At 44.5% G+C, this 18390-nt stretch carries 9 protein-coding genes; 5 read left to right on the top strand and 4 right to left on the bottom strand.

Translation table 11 applies throughout. From position 1 onward, the window contains the following. Positions 1-30: 30 nt before the first annotated feature. Positions 31-405: a chromosome partitioning protein ParB gene (locus tag R7P64_RS04985; protein WP_005377398.1), complete on the bottom strand. Its 375-nt coding sequence runs from the start codon at positions 403-405 to the stop codon at positions 31-33. 908 nt (positions 406-1313) lie between these two features. Between R7P64_RS04985 and R7P64_RS04980 the strand changes: the two genes are divergently transcribed. Next, the gene (locus R7P64_RS04980; protein WP_005377396.1) at positions 1314-1643 is read left to right on the top strand and encodes a TusE/DsrC/DsvC family sulfur relay protein; all 330 of its coding nucleotides are present in this window, start codon (positions 1314-1316) and stop codon (positions 1641-1643) included. Positions 1644-1645: 2 nt separating this feature from the next. Here R7P64_RS04980 and yccX read toward each other — a convergent pair whose 3' ends face one another. Then, on the bottom strand, positions 1646-1918 hold the full coding sequence (yccX, locus tag R7P64_RS04975) for an acylphosphatase (protein ID WP_017634611.1): 273 nt from the start codon (positions 1916-1918) through the stop codon (positions 1646-1648). A gap of 90 nt (positions 1919-2008) precedes the next feature. Between yccX and R7P64_RS04970 the strand changes: the two genes are divergently transcribed. After that, positions 2009-3412: a methyl-accepting chemotaxis protein gene (locus tag R7P64_RS04970; RefSeq protein ID WP_025766604.1), complete on the top strand. Its 1404-nt coding sequence runs from the start codon at positions 2009-2011 to the stop codon at positions 3410-3412. A gap of 161 nt (positions 3413-3573) precedes the next feature. After that, entirely contained in the window at positions 3574-4767 is a 1194-nt protein-coding gene (locus R7P64_RS04965; RefSeq protein ID WP_047102342.1) for a class I SAM-dependent methyltransferase, read from the top strand. Positions 4768-4837: 70 nt separating this feature from the next. Here the strand turns inward: R7P64_RS04965 and R7P64_RS04960 are convergent, their stop codons facing one another. Further along, positions 4838-11758, bottom strand: coding sequence for a Calx-beta domain-containing protein (locus tag R7P64_RS04960; protein WP_318123220.1), 6921 nt, complete (start codon positions 11756-11758; stop codon positions 4838-4840). Between the two features lie 401 nt (positions 11759-12159). Between R7P64_RS04960 and R7P64_RS04955 the strand changes: the two genes are divergently transcribed. Continuing rightward, complete coding sequence (locus R7P64_RS04955) at positions 12160-13476, top strand: TolC family outer membrane protein (protein WP_195723090.1); 1317 nt, start codon at positions 12160-12162, stop codon at positions 13474-13476. A gap of 2 nt (positions 13477-13478) precedes the next feature. Further along, positions 13479-14093: an OmpA family protein gene (locus R7P64_RS04950; protein WP_031781371.1), complete on the top strand. Its 615-nt coding sequence runs from the start codon at positions 13479-13481 to the stop codon at positions 14091-14093. A gap of 88 nt (positions 14094-14181) precedes the next feature. Here R7P64_RS04950 and R7P64_RS04945 read toward each other — a convergent pair. Continuing rightward, the coding region (locus tag R7P64_RS04945; RefSeq protein WP_318123218.1) for a VWA domain-containing protein at positions 14182-18390 on the bottom strand (4209 nt) is incomplete at its 5' end.

Genomic DNA, 18390 nt, shown 5'->3' with positions numbered 1-18390 from the left:
GGGCTTTTTCTTTGTGTGCAATTCAGTGTATTACGCCTGCTCTACTGACAACTCGATAACTTCGTCAGCTTCTGGGTTTTCTCTAAAGCGTCTCACTTTGATCGTTTCCTCTCCTAACATGATTTGCTTGGCGATTCGGTGCATACCGTCAAAAACACGATAGTCACTGGTTAAGATTACCGGATACGACAAATCAGCATTGTTGATTCGTTGGCAATGTTTTGCAATTTCGCGGCAGGTTGGCTGTGGCCCTTCATGACTAAACCAAGTCACTTCATTTGGGCCTTTGATATCATCAATCGAAATTTCTTCTACAGGTAAGGATTCTGCAAGTTGCCAAATACGCTCGATGGACCAAGTGGATTTTACATTGTCATTAATCTCAATGTAACGTTGTTTCGACATGACTAACTCCTTGTCATCATTGTTGTTTCTAACCTGAATACAGGCTTTCATTAATCCAATGAGAATATCGGTCTATGAAAACAAACACAACGTTTAAGCTATTAATTCTCAAACAATCGCTATATCGCTTGTATGAGCGCTTTATAATCACCTCTCTCAGTTTGTAAACTGATTTCAGGGTATAACTTGTCTTAATTCAAACCGCGACTTCGCAATCGCTCATCGACTGATGACAAGAAGCAAAATACTCCAAACGCAACCCACCAATAACCGAACATCTTGAGCGCGGGCAACCAGACTACTGATTTACCAGCTACGCTAAAAAATATGTAGGCCGACATCATCGGTGTCACTAACATGACTCCCCAAGTCAAAAAAAGTAACGGCCCATAGATGTACTGCAACCAAGCATACTTCGGTTTTATAGGATTATGTTTTACAAATCCCGTCAGACATAGAAAAGAGAAAATGCTAAAGCATGCTTGCAGTACCGCCCATCCAATGGAAACGAAAAGATTCGACCACTCCATACACTCCTGAATTGCTCCGTGTTGTTGTTAAGCATGGGTGAACATAACGATTTTTTTCAATTTATTCTTTTGATTTAAAACTAGTTTATATTCGTTGTGATCGACTTATCTAAAACAATAAATATAACTGACAAATCAATCACACCAAGTGAATTGCATAACAATGCAAAACCACCGATATCAACCCCGAAAATTTTCTAACAACACGAATAAAAAAACAAATTTATGCTTAAAATATAATTTAAGAGTATTCAGTTATAGGCCACTACTTTGTACGCTTTTGCTTCGCTCGGCACTACTTCGAGATTCTTTTGTTGAGAACATTCTCGGCTGTCGCTAATCTATAAACATCCATGTTTACTTAACGGATAAAACGTTATGTTCGTTTACAACGGCAAAGAAATTGAAACGGATGCTCAAGGCTACTTATTGGATCATACTCAATGGGAAGAAGGTATGATTGAGCTTTTAGCAAAAGAAGAAGACATCGAGCTTACGGATGCTCATTTGGAAGTTGTGCATTTTGTGCGAGACTTTTATGAAGAGTTTAATACCTCCCCTGCAGTGCGTATGCTTGTGAAAGCGATGGAAAAAGCGCACGGCCCGGAAAAAGGTAACAGTAAGTATCTATTCAAGCTGTTTAAAAAGGGACCAGCCAAACAAGCAACCAAATTAGCCGGCCTACCAAAGCCAGCTAAATGCTTGTAGATTCATAAAATTTTAAAACCGCGTAACGGCTTATACGACGCAGGCTCCTGCATCACATGCTCTACTGTTGCCGTTCGCGGTCCTTCTTGTAACCATTCCGAAAACGCAACTATTTGCGCGTCTGTTCCACACGCCATCACTTCAACATCACCATTGTTTAGGTTCTTCGCATAACCTGTTAACCCTAGCTTCAATCCTTGATGGGAAGTATGGTAACGAAAGCCGACGCCTTGAACGTGACCTTTTACTATAAATCTCTCACACTTTACGTTCATCTTTGTACCGCTTCTTTTTACTGAGTGATATATTCTTTTCGTCTATTCACCCCACTAAGGATAGTGGGTTTTTGCACGGTTATTATAATTATGAAAGAAATTCCATTCCGCTGGATTGATAAGTATCTCATTCACTTAAAGATTCAAGAAAAGTTCTATTTGCTCTTCGTTCTCCCTCTTCTTGCTTTAGTCATTCTCACTCTCGTCCTTAATAGCGCGGCTAATACACTGATCTCAAGTATGTACCAAGAAGAGCTCATGCTTATGAAAGGTCTGATAGAGGCAGGCAACCTTTCTCAATCTCAAGTAGCAAGCCTCATCGCTGGTTCTGAAACCGTTTCTATTGGCTCTGGTTCGCAATCCGTGTCTGTTTTAAATGGTACGTACAGTTTGGTTGCGAACCATGAACTTTCTTTATGGGCTGCCCTATCAACGACTCAAGTAAGCATTATCTGTGTGAGCTTGTTTATTCTCGCTCTTGGCGTTTACTACATCATGACGTTTATTGGCGGCGCGATGTTCACGATGAACAAAGCATTAAACACCCTTGCGGGTGGCGACTTAACCGCGAGAATGAACTTCTTCCCTGTTCGCGACGAGTTTAGTGAAATTGCTATTACGATAGACAAAGTTGCAGAACGAGAGCAACAAATGGTGCTGTCGATTCAAGAGTCTGTGGCGTTAATGCAACAAATTAGCTCAGACCTGAATCAATCGATTCATCACAGTTCAGATATTTCAGCGACTCAGCAGGAACACCTCAACTCTCTTGCGAGTGCAACTGAACAGATGGCATCAACGATTCGAGAAGTCGCGACACTAGCTCACGATTCAAGCACGCAAACCGATGATGCACGTAACGTGGCTCAGTCTGGACAAGTGAAAGTTGAGAATACGCTTCACTCGATTTCGAACCTTTCTAATGAGATTCAATCTGCGTCTCAAGCCGTTGCCGAGTTAGATGCCAATGCAGCACAAATTGATGAAGTCGTGACAACCATCAATGGGATCTCCGAGCAAACCAACCTACTTGCTCTGAACGCGGCTATTGAAGCTGCACGTGCTGGAGAACAAGGTCGTGGATTTGCGGTCGTTGCGGATGAGGTTCGCGCTCTTGCGGGACGCACTCAGCAAGCGACAGTTGAAATCCAAACGATGATTGAATCATTACAGCGTAACAGCCAGTCGCTTACTAAGCTGATGGAAGTGACAGTTAATAATGCAAATGAGGGACAAAACCTCATGACGGAAGTGAATCACGAAATCGGCTCTTTGGCAGATAAAAATCAAACTATCTCCGACAGTAGCATTCAAATTGCAACAGCAGCTGAAGAGCAAGGTGTAGTCGCGGACAATATCGCCTCAAGCGTTGAAGAAATTCGAGTTCAAGCAGATAACGTGTGCAATATGATAAGCACGACTTCACAAAACGTTGATCAACTGCGTAAGCAAAGCGACACAATGGAAGCACTACTTACTGGACTTAAAGCATAGCAACGGAATCTGTTACAGCAAATTCAAATAAAAGGGTCACTTTAGTGACCTTTTTTGTATTTAAAAGTCACTACAATGTACTGGATTGCCGAGGGATATTGCTTTTACCATTCACATCCCGGACAATACGCCCCTTTCAAAATTCAACAAGAGCTAATGAAATGACAGCTGCTATCTATTTGGTTAAAGGTCGCGAGAAATCGGTCAAGCGCAAGCACCCTTGGATCTTCTCTCGAGGCATCAACAAAGTTGAGGGCGAACCTGCTCTTGGCGAAACGGTTGATGTATTCACTCACGACGGTAAATGGCTAGCTAAGGCGGCATATTCGCCAGCTTCGCAAATTCGTGCTCGTATTTGGAGTTTTGATAAAGAAGAAATCGACACCGCGTTTTTCGTTAAACGACTTAAAGACGCACAACTTCTTCGTGAAGACATTATCGAACGTGATGGCCTTACGGGTTATCGCCTTATCGCAGCAGAGTCTGACGGCTTACCAGGCGTTACGATCGACCGTTACCAAAATTTCTTTGTGTGCCAACTTCTCAGTGCTGGCGCAGAACACAATAAGCAGGCTATTGTTGACGCTCTGGTTGAGTGCTTCCCTGATTGTAATGTGTACGAGCGCTCTGACGTGGCCGTTCGTAAAAAAGAAGGTTTAAAAGAGATCACGGGCGTCTTGCACGGCGAAGAGCCACCTAAATCGGTCGTCATCGAAGAAAATGGCGTAAAGATTAGTGTAGATATCGTTGGCGGACACAAAACAGGTTTCTACCTAGATCAACGTGATAGTCGCCAGCAAGCGATGAAATATATGAAAGGCAAAGAAGTTCTTAACTGCTTCTCTTACACAGGTGGCTTCGGACTTTACGCTCTAAAAGGTGATGCAAAGCGTGTGATTAACGCTGACGTGTCGCAACCTGCTTTAGATACCGCAAAATTCAACGCAGAGCTAAACGATTTTGATATTTCGAAGAAGCGTGCCGTGTTCCTAAATGCAGACGTGTTTAAGCTGCTTCGTGAGTATCGTGATCAAGGAACTCAGTTCGATGTGGTTATTATGGACCCACCGAAGTTCGCAGAGAGCAAAGCACAACTAAACGGTGCATGTCGTGGTTACAAAGACATCAACATGCTAGCAATGCAAATTCTAAAACCGGGCGGCACTCTACTGACCTACTCGTGCTCTGGCTTGATGGATCAAGTTCTGTTCCAGAAAATCATCGCTGATGCAGCCGTAGACGCTAACCGCCAAGTAAAGTTTGTGGAGCGTTTTGAACAAGCCGCTGACCACCCAACCGATACAGCATATCCAGAAGGTTTCTACTTAAAAGGTTTTGCATGTAAAGTGCTTTAATTATTGCCTGAACTTACTGCATTACTAAATGAAAAACGGAGCTTTCGCTCCGTTTTTCATTTTGAATCATTTACTCTCGTAATTGTTCAAGATTAGAAATCAAACTATTGGCGATATCAGAAGCAGAAGCTCCGTCAAAATTAACCTCCAACTGTTGTCCATCTTTATTGATGGTCAGAGTTGAGTTACCTCCACTTTCAGTCACCGCCACCGTGATATCATCCACGCTTCCGTGATAATCGCCAGAGCCGAGATCATCAAGTAATGTGGAAATATCAGTACCACTCATATCATCAAATACATCGGTAAAATCGAGCTGATCCCCGTCACTGAAATCCGTCACGGTGTCAGTTGCGGATTGCATCTCTGTCCACTTGAAGATGTCATCACCTCCGCCACCAGTCAAAATATCATTACCTAGACCACCAATTAGAATATCATTACCATCGGTGCCTACAAGAACATCATCTTGGTCTGTTCCCATGATGATATTAGGCTCTTGCTGTAACGAAGCAGTCTGTGTACCGAAAGCGGTCACTGTTTCAAAAGAGACATTGTTAAAATCAATATCAACGGTTGCAGTGGTATCGCTTTCTAAACCATCTGAGTCAATCGCTTTGTAATCAAACGAGTCGTTTACATTATTAAAACTTGTAATCTGAGTACCAACTAGAGTAAAGCTGGCTTTATCACTTGAACTGTCTGTTTCAGGGAACAAGCGAATCTCATCAAAACTGCCATTACTTAGCGATACGTCAGCGTAACCTTCTTGATTACCAGTAAATACGATGTCACTGGTGTGTATGGTTTGTATATCAACAAGAGTATCGCCCATATAAAAGTATGCTTGAATCCAAGCGCCGCCACTGTTAAACCTATCATTCAAGCTTGCTAGGTTTAACCTTGCTTCTTTAGCTTCAAGCCCTTCATCTAATTCAATGGCAATGAACTCACTCGTACTAATTTCATCCCCTTGGCCAGTTTCGCCCGGTGACACTACAACTAAACCTACCTGCTGAGCGGCAAAGTCGACCTTGATTTGAGCATTATTGACAAAGTCACCATTACCATCAATGGTTCCTCCAAAGAAACTTAAACCGTTAACATCGACTGAATCGGCAATGAAGTCTTTAGAAAATTCATCGAGTAAATCTTGGGAATCAAAGCTTTGCTCATCAAAGAAGTCTTCCGTTAGTGCATATCTGACTTCCGTAGTTTCTGGAATCACATCACCAATGTCCAATATGACTTCATTGTTCTGATCATCCAAGTAATAGAGATAGCCATAGTCTGGAAGCGTCGTGACACAGATGCTCGTTTCTTTATCATCTTGAAGATCAAAGTCATCTTCAAAGTCTTGCGCATGTGGTGCAAAGTCAATTAAAGCGTCTCCTCCCACACTAAGGTCAACCGAAATGCCAAAGTCTTCTACTGTCGGAGGTGTATTGTCATCATCAATAATCGTACCAAGGCCTGACGCTGCAGGTGATTGCCCTTGAATCGAACCAGTTAAAACAAAGTTTTCTGAAGATTCATAAATCTGGTCTTCAACAGTGTTTACCGTAACACTAAAGTTAGTATCACTCGCAGGTACGGAGACATCAAACGTTCCATCAGGGTTTACCGCAATAACTTCCGTCGTGTTATCAGCATAAGTAATGGTCACACTCGTAGCGTTAAAATCATCTCCAGCGACAGCGGTTCCGTCTAAGAGAGACATACTAACCATAATCGCAACCGCACTTGCATTACTCAGTGTAACGTTAAATTTCGCATCGTTACCTTCCACCACTTGAATATCCGTAATTTCAGTGACAGTTGGTATGTCTGCATTATCGTTAATCGTTACGGTACCGACAGCAGCAGTTGTTTGCACAGTAGTGGCACCGGATAATGTAAAGTTCTCATCACCCTCATAAATATCATCGTTTAACGTCACCATAGTAACGCTAAATGTTGTGTCTAACGCTGGTACAATGACATCAAACGTACCATCTGGGTTCACTGAAATAACGTCGGTACTACTATCAGCGTAGGTAACGGTTACTGTCGTATTTGTATAATCCGAACCTCCTTCAGCTGTCCCATTTGCTAATGTCATATTAACAACGGTGTTTGTGGTACTTGCATTGCTTAAAGTGACTTCAAGCGTTGCCAGCTCACCTTCACTAACTATGGCATCCGTAATCGCTGCTACAGTCGGGCGGTCATCATCAGGATCTGGTCCTGGGCCACTACCATCATCAACAATAGTACCGGTACCAATCACAGAACCAACTTGGTTATCAGTGTTACCTGATAACGTAAAGGTTTCAGGTCCTTCGAATAAGTCATCATCTGTTGTACTTACAGAAACACTATAAGTCGTATCATTTGCGGGCACATCGACAATAAAGCTGCCATCTGGATTTACCGTAACGACTTCTATGCCGCCACTCTCATAAGTAATTGTTACTGAAGTATCGGTGTAATCCACACCGCCTTCTGCTGATCCGTCAGTCAGCATCATATTGACAGTGGTGTTGGTGGTGCTTTCATTACTCAACGTTACATCTAGTGTTGCAATATCACCTTCGTTTACCGTTGTAGAGGTAATCGCTGCCACTGTTGGGCGATCGTCATCTGGATCAGGTCCTGGCCCCGAACCATCATCAAGAAGAGTCCCTGTACCCATTGCAGATGTAATTTGAGTGGCAGTTTTACCCGACAGTGTTAAAGTCTCTGCGCCTTCGAATAGGTCATCATCAATAGTATTGACTGTGACGCTGAATGAGACGTCGTTCGCGGGAACTGAAACATCAAATGTTCCGTTTGCGTTGACAGTAATGACATCTGTTGAGTTATCCGCATAGGTAACTGTAACCGATGTATTGATGTAGTCTATGCCCCCCTCTGCGCTACCATCAGCGAGCACCATATTGACCAAACTTTCACTATCACTAGGGTTACTTAAAGTAACATCAAAAATGATAGGTTCACCTTCATTAACCACTTCACTAGAAATAGAGGCAACGCTGACTGTATCGTTATCAAGAATCGTTACCGTGCCTGTAACCGGAGTTGTTTGTATCTCGGTCTGTCCAATTAATGTGAAATTTTCATCGCTTTCGAACAGCTCATCGTCGGTGGTACTTATCACAACGTCAAAGGTCATATCACCAGCTGGTACGGACACATTAAATGTACCATCAGGGTTCACAGGGATAACGTCTGATGAACTATCTGCATAGGTAACAGTAACAGACGATTTGGTGTAATCTACCCCTCCCTCTGCTGTGCCATCATTAAGTGCCAGATTAACGAGAGTATCCGTAGTGCTTAGGTTACTCAAAGTGACAACCAACGTAGCAGACTCACCTTCGTTTACGGTTGTATCACTAATTGCCGCAACAACCGGACGGTCATCATCCGGATCGGGACCTGGACCACTACCGTCATCCACTATCGTCGCCGTACCCGTATCACTGCCTTGTACTGCGCCAATGCCAGTCACCGTCACACTGAAATCTTCAGGGCCTTCATAAACGGCGTCATCAATGGAAGCGATACGCACATCAAATTCGGTTTGCCCGGCTGGCACCGTCACCACGCCATCGTTTGGCACTGCAACCCAACCACTTCCCGTGTTGTATTCTAAGGTGCCTAAGTCACCGACTTCGGTATCGCCGAGATTAAGACCCAACTCTACTTGCGTTTCCGCTTCAGAGGCGTTCGATAAGGTGACTTTGAAGTTCGCAGTCTCACCCTCATTAATGGTGCCAGCGTCAGAGATGGTCACATTCGGACGGTCATCATCCGGATCGGGGCCAGGGCCACTGCCATCATCCACTATCGTTGCCGTACCCGTATCGCTGCCTTGTACCGCCCCAATGCCAGTCACCGTCACACTGAAATCTTCAGGGCCTTCATAAACGGTGTCATCAATGGAAGCGATACGCACATCAAATTCGGTTTGCTCGGCTGGCACGGTCACCACGCCATCATTTGGTACTGCAACCCAACCGCTTCCGGTGTTGTATTCTAAGGTACCTAAGTCACCGGATTCGGTATCGCCGAGATTAAGACCCAACTCCACTTGCGTTTCCGCTTCAGACGCGTTCGACAGCGTCACTTTGAAGTTAGCTGTTTCACCTTCATTAATGATGCCAGCGTCAGAGATGGTCACATTCGGACGGTCATCATCCGGATCTGGACCCGGGCCACTACCGTCATCCACTATCGTCGCCGTACCCGTATCACTGCCTTGTACTGCGCCAATGCCAGTCACCGTCACACTGAAATCTTCAGGGCCTTCATAAACGGCGTCATCAATGGAAGCGATACGCACATCAAATTCGGTTTGCCCGGCTGGCACCGTCACCACGCCATCGTTTGGCACTGCAACCCAACCACTTCCCGTGTTGTATTCTAGGGTGCCCAAATCTCCAACTTCGGTATCACCAAGATTAAGACCCAGTTCCACCTGCGTTTCCGCTTCAGACGCGTTCGATAAGGTGACTTTGAAGTTCGCCGTATTCCCCTCATTGATGGTGCCAGCGTCTGAAATAGTCACGCTTGGGCGGTCATCATCCGGATCAGGGCCCGGACCACTGCCATCATCCACTATCGTTGCCGTTCCCGTATCGCTGCCTTGCACTGCGCCAATGCCAGTCACCGTCACACTGAAATCTTCAGGGCCTTCATAAACAGCGTCATCAACAGAAGCAATGCGCACATCAAACTCGGTTTGCCCTGCTGGCACCGTCACCACGCCATCGTTTGGCACTGTCACCCAACCACTTCCGGTGTTGTATTCCAAGGTACCTAAGTCACCGGCTTCGGTATCGCCGAGATTAAGACCCAACTCCACTTGCGTTTCCGCTTCAGACGCGTTCGACAGCGTCACTTTGAAGTTAGCTGTTTCACCTTCATTAATGATGCCAGCGTCAGAGATGGTCACATTCGGACGGTCATCATCCGGATCGGGGCCAGGGCCACTGCCATCATCCACTATCGTTGCCGTACCCGTATCGCTGCCTTGTACCGCCCCAATGCCAGTCACCGTCACACTGAAATCTTCAGGGCCTTCATAAACGGTGTCATCAATGGAAGCGATACGCACATCAAATTCGGTTTGCCCGGCAGGCACCGTCACCACGCCATCGTTTGGCACTGCAACCCAACCACTTCCCGTGTTGTATTCTAAGGTGCCTAAGTCACCGACTTCGGTATCGCCGAGATTAAGACCCAACTCTACTTGCGTTTCCGCTTCAGAGGCGTTCGATAAGGTGACTTTGAAGTTCGCAGTCTCACCCTCATTAATGGTGCCAGCGTCAGAGATGGTCACATTCGGACGGTCATCATCCGGATCGGGGCCAGGGCCACTGCCATCATCCACTATCGTTGCCGTACCCGTATCGCTGCCTTGTACCGCCCCAATGCCAGTCACCGTCACACTGAAATCTTCAGGGCCTTCATAAACAGCGTCATCAATGGAAGCGATACGCACATCAAATTCGGTTTGCCCGGCAGGTACGGTCACCACGCCATCGTTTGGCACTGCAACCCAACCACTTCCCGTGCTGTATTCTAAGGTGCCCAAATCTCCAACTTCGGTATCGCCAAGATTAAGACCCAGTTCCACCTGCGTTTCCGCTTCAGACGCGTTCGATAAGGTGACTTTGAAGTTCGCAGTCTCACCCTCATTAATATTGCCAGCATCGGTAATAGTCACGCTTGGACGGTCATCATCCGGATCAGGGCCTGGACCACTACCGTCATCCACTATCGTCGCCGTCCCCGTATCACTGCCTTGTACCGCCCCAATGCCAGTCACCGTCACACTGAAGTCTTCAGGGCCTTCGTAAACAGCGTCATCAATGGAAGCGATACGCACATCAAATTCGGTTTGCCCGGCTGGCACCGTCACCACACCATCATTTGGCACTGCAACCCAGCCACTTCCCGTGTTGTATTCTAAGAGACCTAAGTCACCGGCTTCGGTGTCACCTAAGTTGAGAGTCAGTTCAACCTCAACATCTATAGCTGATGGATTAGATAACGACACTTTAAAACTAGCCGTTTCACCCTCATTAACTATCCCTGCATCGCTCATCGTTACCGTTGGGCGATCATCATCAGGACTTAAACCTGGCCCACTACCATCATCAACAATGGTTGCCACCCCAGTTGCAGGTGTATTTTGTTCTTCTGTTGTGCCAGAAAGCGTAAACGTTTCTGGGCCTTCGAATATAGAGTCACCTATAGAGTCGAGAGAAACCGTAAACCCGCTTTCACCTAATGGGACCGAGACTGTAAAAGTACCGTTATCATCAACCAAGATTTCTTCCGTTGTACCATCAGAAAATGTTATGAGAACACGCTCATTAACGTAGTCACTTCCGCTCTCGTCAGTTGAACCACCAGTTGCGGTGCCATCAAGTAGCGACAAAGTGACATCAGTATTGTCCTCTGTTGCTTGGTTTAAAGTAATATCGAATACAACCTGATCACCTTCGTTGATAGTCGGACTGGATATTTCCTGAACAATTATCGTTGCAGGAACGGGGATTGCTGTTGGTTCTGGTGGTTGTATTTGGAGAATATCGAGTAGCGTCTCTACCTGAGTACTTGAAAATCCTGTTCCGTCAGTTCCCACTGTCTCAAAATTGGTACTAGCGAGTAATTCAGCACCTGTGCGATCTATAGCTCCCGTATTCTGTGGGCTAGACCCGTTTCCTTCACCTGCAGCAGGTTCAAACTCTTCACCCAGCTCAGTCGGGTCTTCCCCACTCGCAATTGCTTCAATTAACGCAGTGATATCATCAGTTACATTTATCGAACTTCCTTGTGGTGTCACCTGCTCGATAACAAGTTCAGAAGTATCTGATACTTCATCGATTATTAACTCTCCTGGTTGAGGTAGTTGACCCTGACCTAAAGTCCTAATCTCCCCGTCCAACCCGATAACGACAATGTTGCCCGCCAATGAGCTAAAAGTTACACGTTCCATATCTACCTCGCCCCACTTCAAACCAAGTCAAAAGTTTGTCACCCCTACATTTACGTCTATAGTTTAGTCAAAATCATCATATTTTCGTTGTATGTGTAGCTTGTAGGACGTTTGATAACTCTAGGGGCAGAGTTACAAAAAAGCGCAGAGTGACACAGGCCGTGAAACGCTATGATATTAAGAATTCAAGCTTTTCTCCGAGCTAAACTTGCTATGTTGCTAAGCAACATTCGACATATGTGCTAAGGTTTTAAAAGGCGAAATCTTGGATTTTTGAAACAAAAGCTTTGTTTTAACAGTAGGTTGATAAATCCCTTACTCAAGCACTGTTATTTATGATGTTTCGTCTCAGTTATGAGATGAAATAGCAAAAAGCAACACGAATTTTTAGGAGAAATACCGTGAAATGGAACCGACTAAATATTGCTTGCTGCTGTAGTTTAATGGTGTCTATACCCGTTTTCGGTCAAACTTTAGAGCAAGCCGTGGCATTGACGTTAAAAAACAACCCTGACATTAAGAGTGCATTTAATGAATTTACGAGCCGAAAATACGTAAATGAAGCATCTTCGGGTGCTTACTTACCCTCTATTGATCTAGATGCGGGTATTGGGTATGAAGGATTAGACCCTTCTGACGAGGTGGGACGTGGAGATACAGATTACACTCGAAAAGAAGCATCGGTGACACTAACCCAACTTATCTGGGACGGCAGTGCGACTCTTAATGATATAGACCGAACTGCAGCGGATGCTGAATCAGTAAGATTTCAACTTTTGGCCGACGCATCGGATAAAGCACTTGAAGTCACCAAAGTGTATCTAGATGCTGTAAAAGCTTACGAAATACTCAAGCTGTCTGAAAACAACCTGGCTGTTCACAAAGATATCTACGATGACATTAAAAAACGAGTCAACTCGGGTATCGGCTCTACCGCTGACTTAACGCAAGTAGAAGCACGTTTGGCAAAAGCACACGGCAACTTAGCCGCTGCTCAAAATAACCTGTATGACTCTCACACGATGTTCACTCGTTTAGTCGGTCAAACACCGCAAGGGCTAATCTTTCCGAGAGCGGACCAAAACTTTATTCCGTACACAATTGATGAAGCGGTAGGCTTGGCATTTGAACTGCACCCCGTTATTCAAGTCGCACTCGCAGACGTAGACTCGGCTAAGTTTCAATACAAACAGTCTAAAGGTGTTAACTACCCAACCATTTCCATTGAAGCTTCGCAAACATGGCGTGACGACGCTGATGGTTTAAAAGGTCGCAGTGATGAGACACTTGCCATGCTGCGCCTACGCTACAACCTATTCAATGGCGGCAGTGATGCAGCGAACTCAGAAAACTTCGCCTACCAGCTAAATAAAGCAAAAGACTTGCGTGAAGGTGCCTATCGCAATGTTGAAGAAGGGTTAAGACTTTCTTGGAGTGCGCTTGATTTAACATTACAACAAAAAGAGTTTCTATCAGATCATGTAGACTCTGCGTCTGAGACCGTAATTGCTTACGAGAAGCAATATCGCATCGGTAAACGGACACTGCTTGATCTATTGAACACTGAAAACGAGCTCTTTGAGGCGCGTAAAGACTACTTAGATTCTAAATACGCAGAGCAGTACGCCAAATATCGAGTGATGAACGCAACAGGTCAACTGTTGAGTGCATTAAGGGTCGAAATGCCTAAAGAATGGCTAGAAGAAGTGGAGTATTAATTATGAAACACATAACTCTTATTGCACTCTCATTGATGATTTCGGCATGCAGTTCATCCGATAAAGGCGATGAGTATGATTACATCGATACGCCAATTGCCGATCAGTGGGCTGATCATATAGATGATGACTCAGACGGTGTTATTAACGAGCGCGATTTGTGTCCGGGAACTCCTTTAGGAGCCGAGATAGATAACGATGGCTGCGGTTCGTATGTCGACTCCTCACAAGAAATGCAAATTCGAGTCCTATTTGCGAACGATTCCGATGTTATAAACCCTATCTTTACGCAACAAATTCGTGAGTTGTCCGATTTCTTGAAAGAGTACCCAAATACGTCTATCGAGATTCAGGGCTATGCTAGTCGCACTGGTACTGCAGAACACAATCTCGACTTATCCAAGCGCCGGGCTGAGAACGTTAGAAAAGAACTCATGACGAATGGTATTAGTGGGGATAGAGTTACCATTGTGGGCTATGGAGACACAGTGCTTGCAACACAAGGCACTGACCAAGTGAGTCACGCGCTAAACCGTCGAGTAACCGCAACAGTGATTGGTCACAAGGGCGAAGTTAAGAAAGAGTGGACCGTTTTCACTACACTTCCAAAAAGCTAACACAACCATAAACAGAACGTAAAAATAAAAGGTCTAGCAAATTGCTAGACCTTTTTTGATTTTCAATTTTACCTAAATGGTAACGCCACTACATATCTTTGTATTGCGCCTCTAAACTTGCAATCAAGCTTTGAGTCACATCATCAACGCTTGCACCGTCAAAATGGATGTCTAATGTCGAGCTACCTTTTGTAATACTCAGGTTTGCCTCAGAGCTGCCATCTGGTGCCACTTCTACGTGATACTCTCCGACATCACCGGTATGATCACCTGATTGAAGATCATTAAGAAGCTCTCCAATTTCATCTTTAGATAAGTCATCAAAGAGATCAGAGAAGTCTAGAGTGTCTTCATCTTTATTGAAGTCAGTGACAGTGTCGCGTTCATTGGACACATCAATCCATTTAAAGATGTCTTCACCGTCCCCCCCTGTCAAAATATCATTGCCGAAACCACCAATTAAAATATCATTATCTGCACCACCGAACAGCTTGTCGTCACCGCCTTGTCCAAACAAAATATCATCTCCTGAACCACCAGAGATGGTATCTGCCTGGTCGTAATAACGAGACTGTTCAAATTCTGCTTGGTTTTCAGTAATGTAGTGATGAACTTCTTCTTTGGTAACCAACGAAACATCCTTACCTAGTTGAGAAGCTACGTAGTTTTGCAGCGCGGAAACTCCTTGCTCACCATCGACGTCGAAACGCATGGCATCACCAAAAATAATGTCATTTCCATCAAGGCTGTTAATCTCATCTTTGCCTTGCATCAAAGAAACTTCCTTACCAAGGATCACTTCTGCTAGTTGGTTTACATCTATGTTAGCTCTTACTACACCATCAGAGTCGAAGTTTTCTAACGAATCTTCATCTAAGTAGCGACCAAGACCTATCGAACGAACCTCACTAAATTCAGCCAATGCTTGATATGCGTTATTCGCTTGAGATAGAACATTATTTCCATAATCATCATAGACATATGAGTTAAGCATTCTCCCCACCTGTTCACCAGTAGAGAGCGAATACACCGCCCCGCGAAAATCTATGATTGTTTTATTGTTGTATGTGACTGTATCACCAAACCTGTAATCACTTGGCAAGACATCCGCTAGCGTCACTAACTTTTGTTCTGACACGCCAAGTACGACACCCTCCCAACCACTAAACCAACTCGTATTGTTATCCGTAGCTTGGTTTGGTTGACCATCAGATATGAAATAACTTAGGTTTGTTGCGCCACTATCGGCATTAGCAAACCAGTCTAGTGCAGATTGGAACCCGGCTTCATAATTTGTATTACCATCACCGATTTGTAAAATTGCATCCAATGTAGACTCTATTTGCGATGTTGCGTTGTCTGCACTCAAATCTAATTCAAGTACCTGAGAGCTCCCAGTAGCAAATGTGGTCAATAAAACGTTCACTTTGCCCGAATGAGGGCCACTAGCACTTTCGGTAAGAGTATTCAGCACTGTTTTTAGCTCACCTAGCGCTAGACCAACGTCGTAACCCATGCTGCCTGATGTATCGAGCATAAAAGCAATGTTGTAGTCCTGCCCCTCGACAATCTGTAATCCTTGAACATCGCCAACAATCACATCATTGCTATCAGATCCAGCTATCTTGTTATCACCATGCGTACCGGAAACAAAATCATAATCTCGAACTGAAACAGAAGCCGTGTCCGTTCCCATTTGAGTATTGTTATTAACTTCAACACTTCCTGCCGTCGCTGTTACATCAAAATCTAACGAACCATTGTAATCGGCTGGTACAGTAATCGTACCGCTTAGTTGATGACTGGTTTGATTTGGTTCACTTGAAAGGTCAACCGTGTAAGAACCATCGCTGTTTTCAGTAACCGTTTTGCCATTCACCTCTAATGTTAGCCCTGAAGGAATTCCCGTTAATGTGACGCTATCGTTAATGAATGACTCACTGCCATCCACATCGATAAGATCAAGGTTCAGCTCAAAAGAGACTTGCTGCTCTGTAAGTACAACATACTCTCCTGTGTTGTTATTTAGCTTGATAATGGCATCTTGGAAGATAAGTTGTTCAATTTCATAAAGGTGGTCACCCGACTCTTTATGAGTGCTCGAAACAACATCTTTTGTATCAATAAATCGGCTATCTTCGACAATCCAATACGGGACCTCTGAGTGGTCAGACGCAGGGTAATAGTTGAGGTTGTAATCAGACAACTTGCCAGAGTAAACAACTGTGTCCGTCTCCGCTTGATCATCTAATGAACCAATACCGCCATAGATAGAATCATTACCTCCTCCAGTCACAAAGATATCACTGCCTTGAGCATCAACGTTCGCACCTGCTTGTTGATCTCCGACAAAGCTCAGTGGCGATTCAGTGTCACCGCTTAGCATTAAGTCATTACCAACATGTCCGTTATTAAACGTTTGTGTCACCACATGTTCAAAGTCAAGCCCTGGTAAATTACTTGCCTCAAGCAGATCTTTAAGTTCTTCGTCTGTAGACCAGCTTCCGCCTAGTGTCACAGGTACAGACGTTACTGGACCGAAAGTAAGGTCAATCTTAATTGGGTCCGCGACAGGCTCTATGTCGATACTCAACGTACCTGAAGCAGAAGAATTGCCATCACTAACAGTGAAATGAATCTGCTCGTAAGTATCCAAGCCGTTCCCAACACCGTCTTTATCGAAAACATTTGCACCAGATTCATGTTCAGCAGGAACATAACGAACAAGACCATTTTCGATATCAGAAGCGAGTACACTGCCAGAAACCGCTTCCCAACCATCAGAACCTTTCACTTGCAGTGAGCCATTTAGAGCAGAAGTGTCAAACTCAACACTTATACTACTATCAACGATGCCTAAATGTTCTAGTGTTATAACAATAGCTTCGTCTTCTAATCCGGAAATTTCGTTGCTTTGAACTGCTGGCGGAACATCATTATCATCAATATAGCCAACGCCAGATACATCTCCGACTTTAATCACAAGACTCTCTGTTGATTCAACCAACTGATCATCAATACTTGGAATGGTAATCTCAAAGCCATTCACTCCGGCTGGAACAATAAGGTATCCACCCAAATACTTCACGCCATTAGTAAAAGTTGCGTTCGACAAATCAATGTCTTGAGAGCTCACACTAGAACCCTCTGCAGAGAAATCCACTTGATACTTAACGGTCTGATCTGTCGCGTTATTTAGAGAAACAGAAAACGTGACATCGTCACCCTCAACAACAGTAACACCTGCAATGCTCTCCACCACAGGTCCATTTTCCGCAACATTACCATCTAGTATTTCGTTAACGATATTGACCGTAGACGGATCACTAACTCCACTTTCAGAATCGACTGCCACATATCCAAAGCTATCTCCGGCAGGAATACCTTCTACATAACGTAACTCCCAGTTCCCTTCATTTTTCGTAGAAAAATCTAACTGAGTAATGACCGAACCTTCAGGAAGAGCTAGTTCTTGCCCAAAACCAACGCTTGTTTCTTGGAATAGCATGAAGTTGCCTTCAGGCTTCAAGAACTCGAACGTTTGAGTCTGTTCGATATTATTTGAATCTAAATACGTAACCGTAATAAGCGCAGCGTTGTCATCACCGTAATCAAACAATCCACCTAATCCATCTAAGCCAAGGTTTACGCTGCCCACAGGGTTATTAGACAAATCGATCGTAATTGTCTCGCCTTTCTCAATACCCTGCCCATCATTGTCAGCAATACCGTTTCCGATATGTGACACTTGGCGGTTGTATTGAGCAAGTTCACCACTATCAGAAGATATAGTGATGGAGGAACCATTAACTAAATGCTCAGTACGGGAGTGTGATGGACCTCCGTCCTCACTTAGCCCCCAATTATTGAAATCTGTTGTAGACTCGGAACTATTTGGTGTATCTGGGCGATCCTTGATACCTAATAAGAAACCCACATTATCAGCTTCATAGTAAAGGCTATCTTTTTCATAAAGAGTGTCACTGACTTCTTTTATTTCATGCAGTTCACCGTTGTTATCTCTGAAGAACAATGTTCCTGAGGTCGGTAGTTCAGTAATCTGCACATGCAAGTCGTTGCCATTTAAGTCATCTTCAATATCCGCTATATGATCCTGAGAGTCGCCATCACCTAAAGGTTTCGTATCAGTATCAAATACAACTTGCGTCACAGGCTTGTCAGTCACATGCGTAAAGTCCTCACTGTCAGGCTTGTCATTGACTGGCGTCACATCGACGTTCACCGTGGTGGACTCTGATACCCCACCGGACGTGACGATGTAGGTGAAGCTGTCTGT

Origin of the sequence: Vibrio sp. 2304 (genome assembly GCF_033339475.1) — a bacterium.
In the GTDB taxonomy this organism is placed as follows: Bacteria; Pseudomonadota; Gammaproteobacteria; order Enterobacterales; family Vibrionaceae; genus Vibrio; species Vibrio alginolyticus.
The sequence above is the reverse complement of the archived record's forward strand: the minus strand, read 5'-3'. Positions and strand labels throughout refer to the sequence as shown.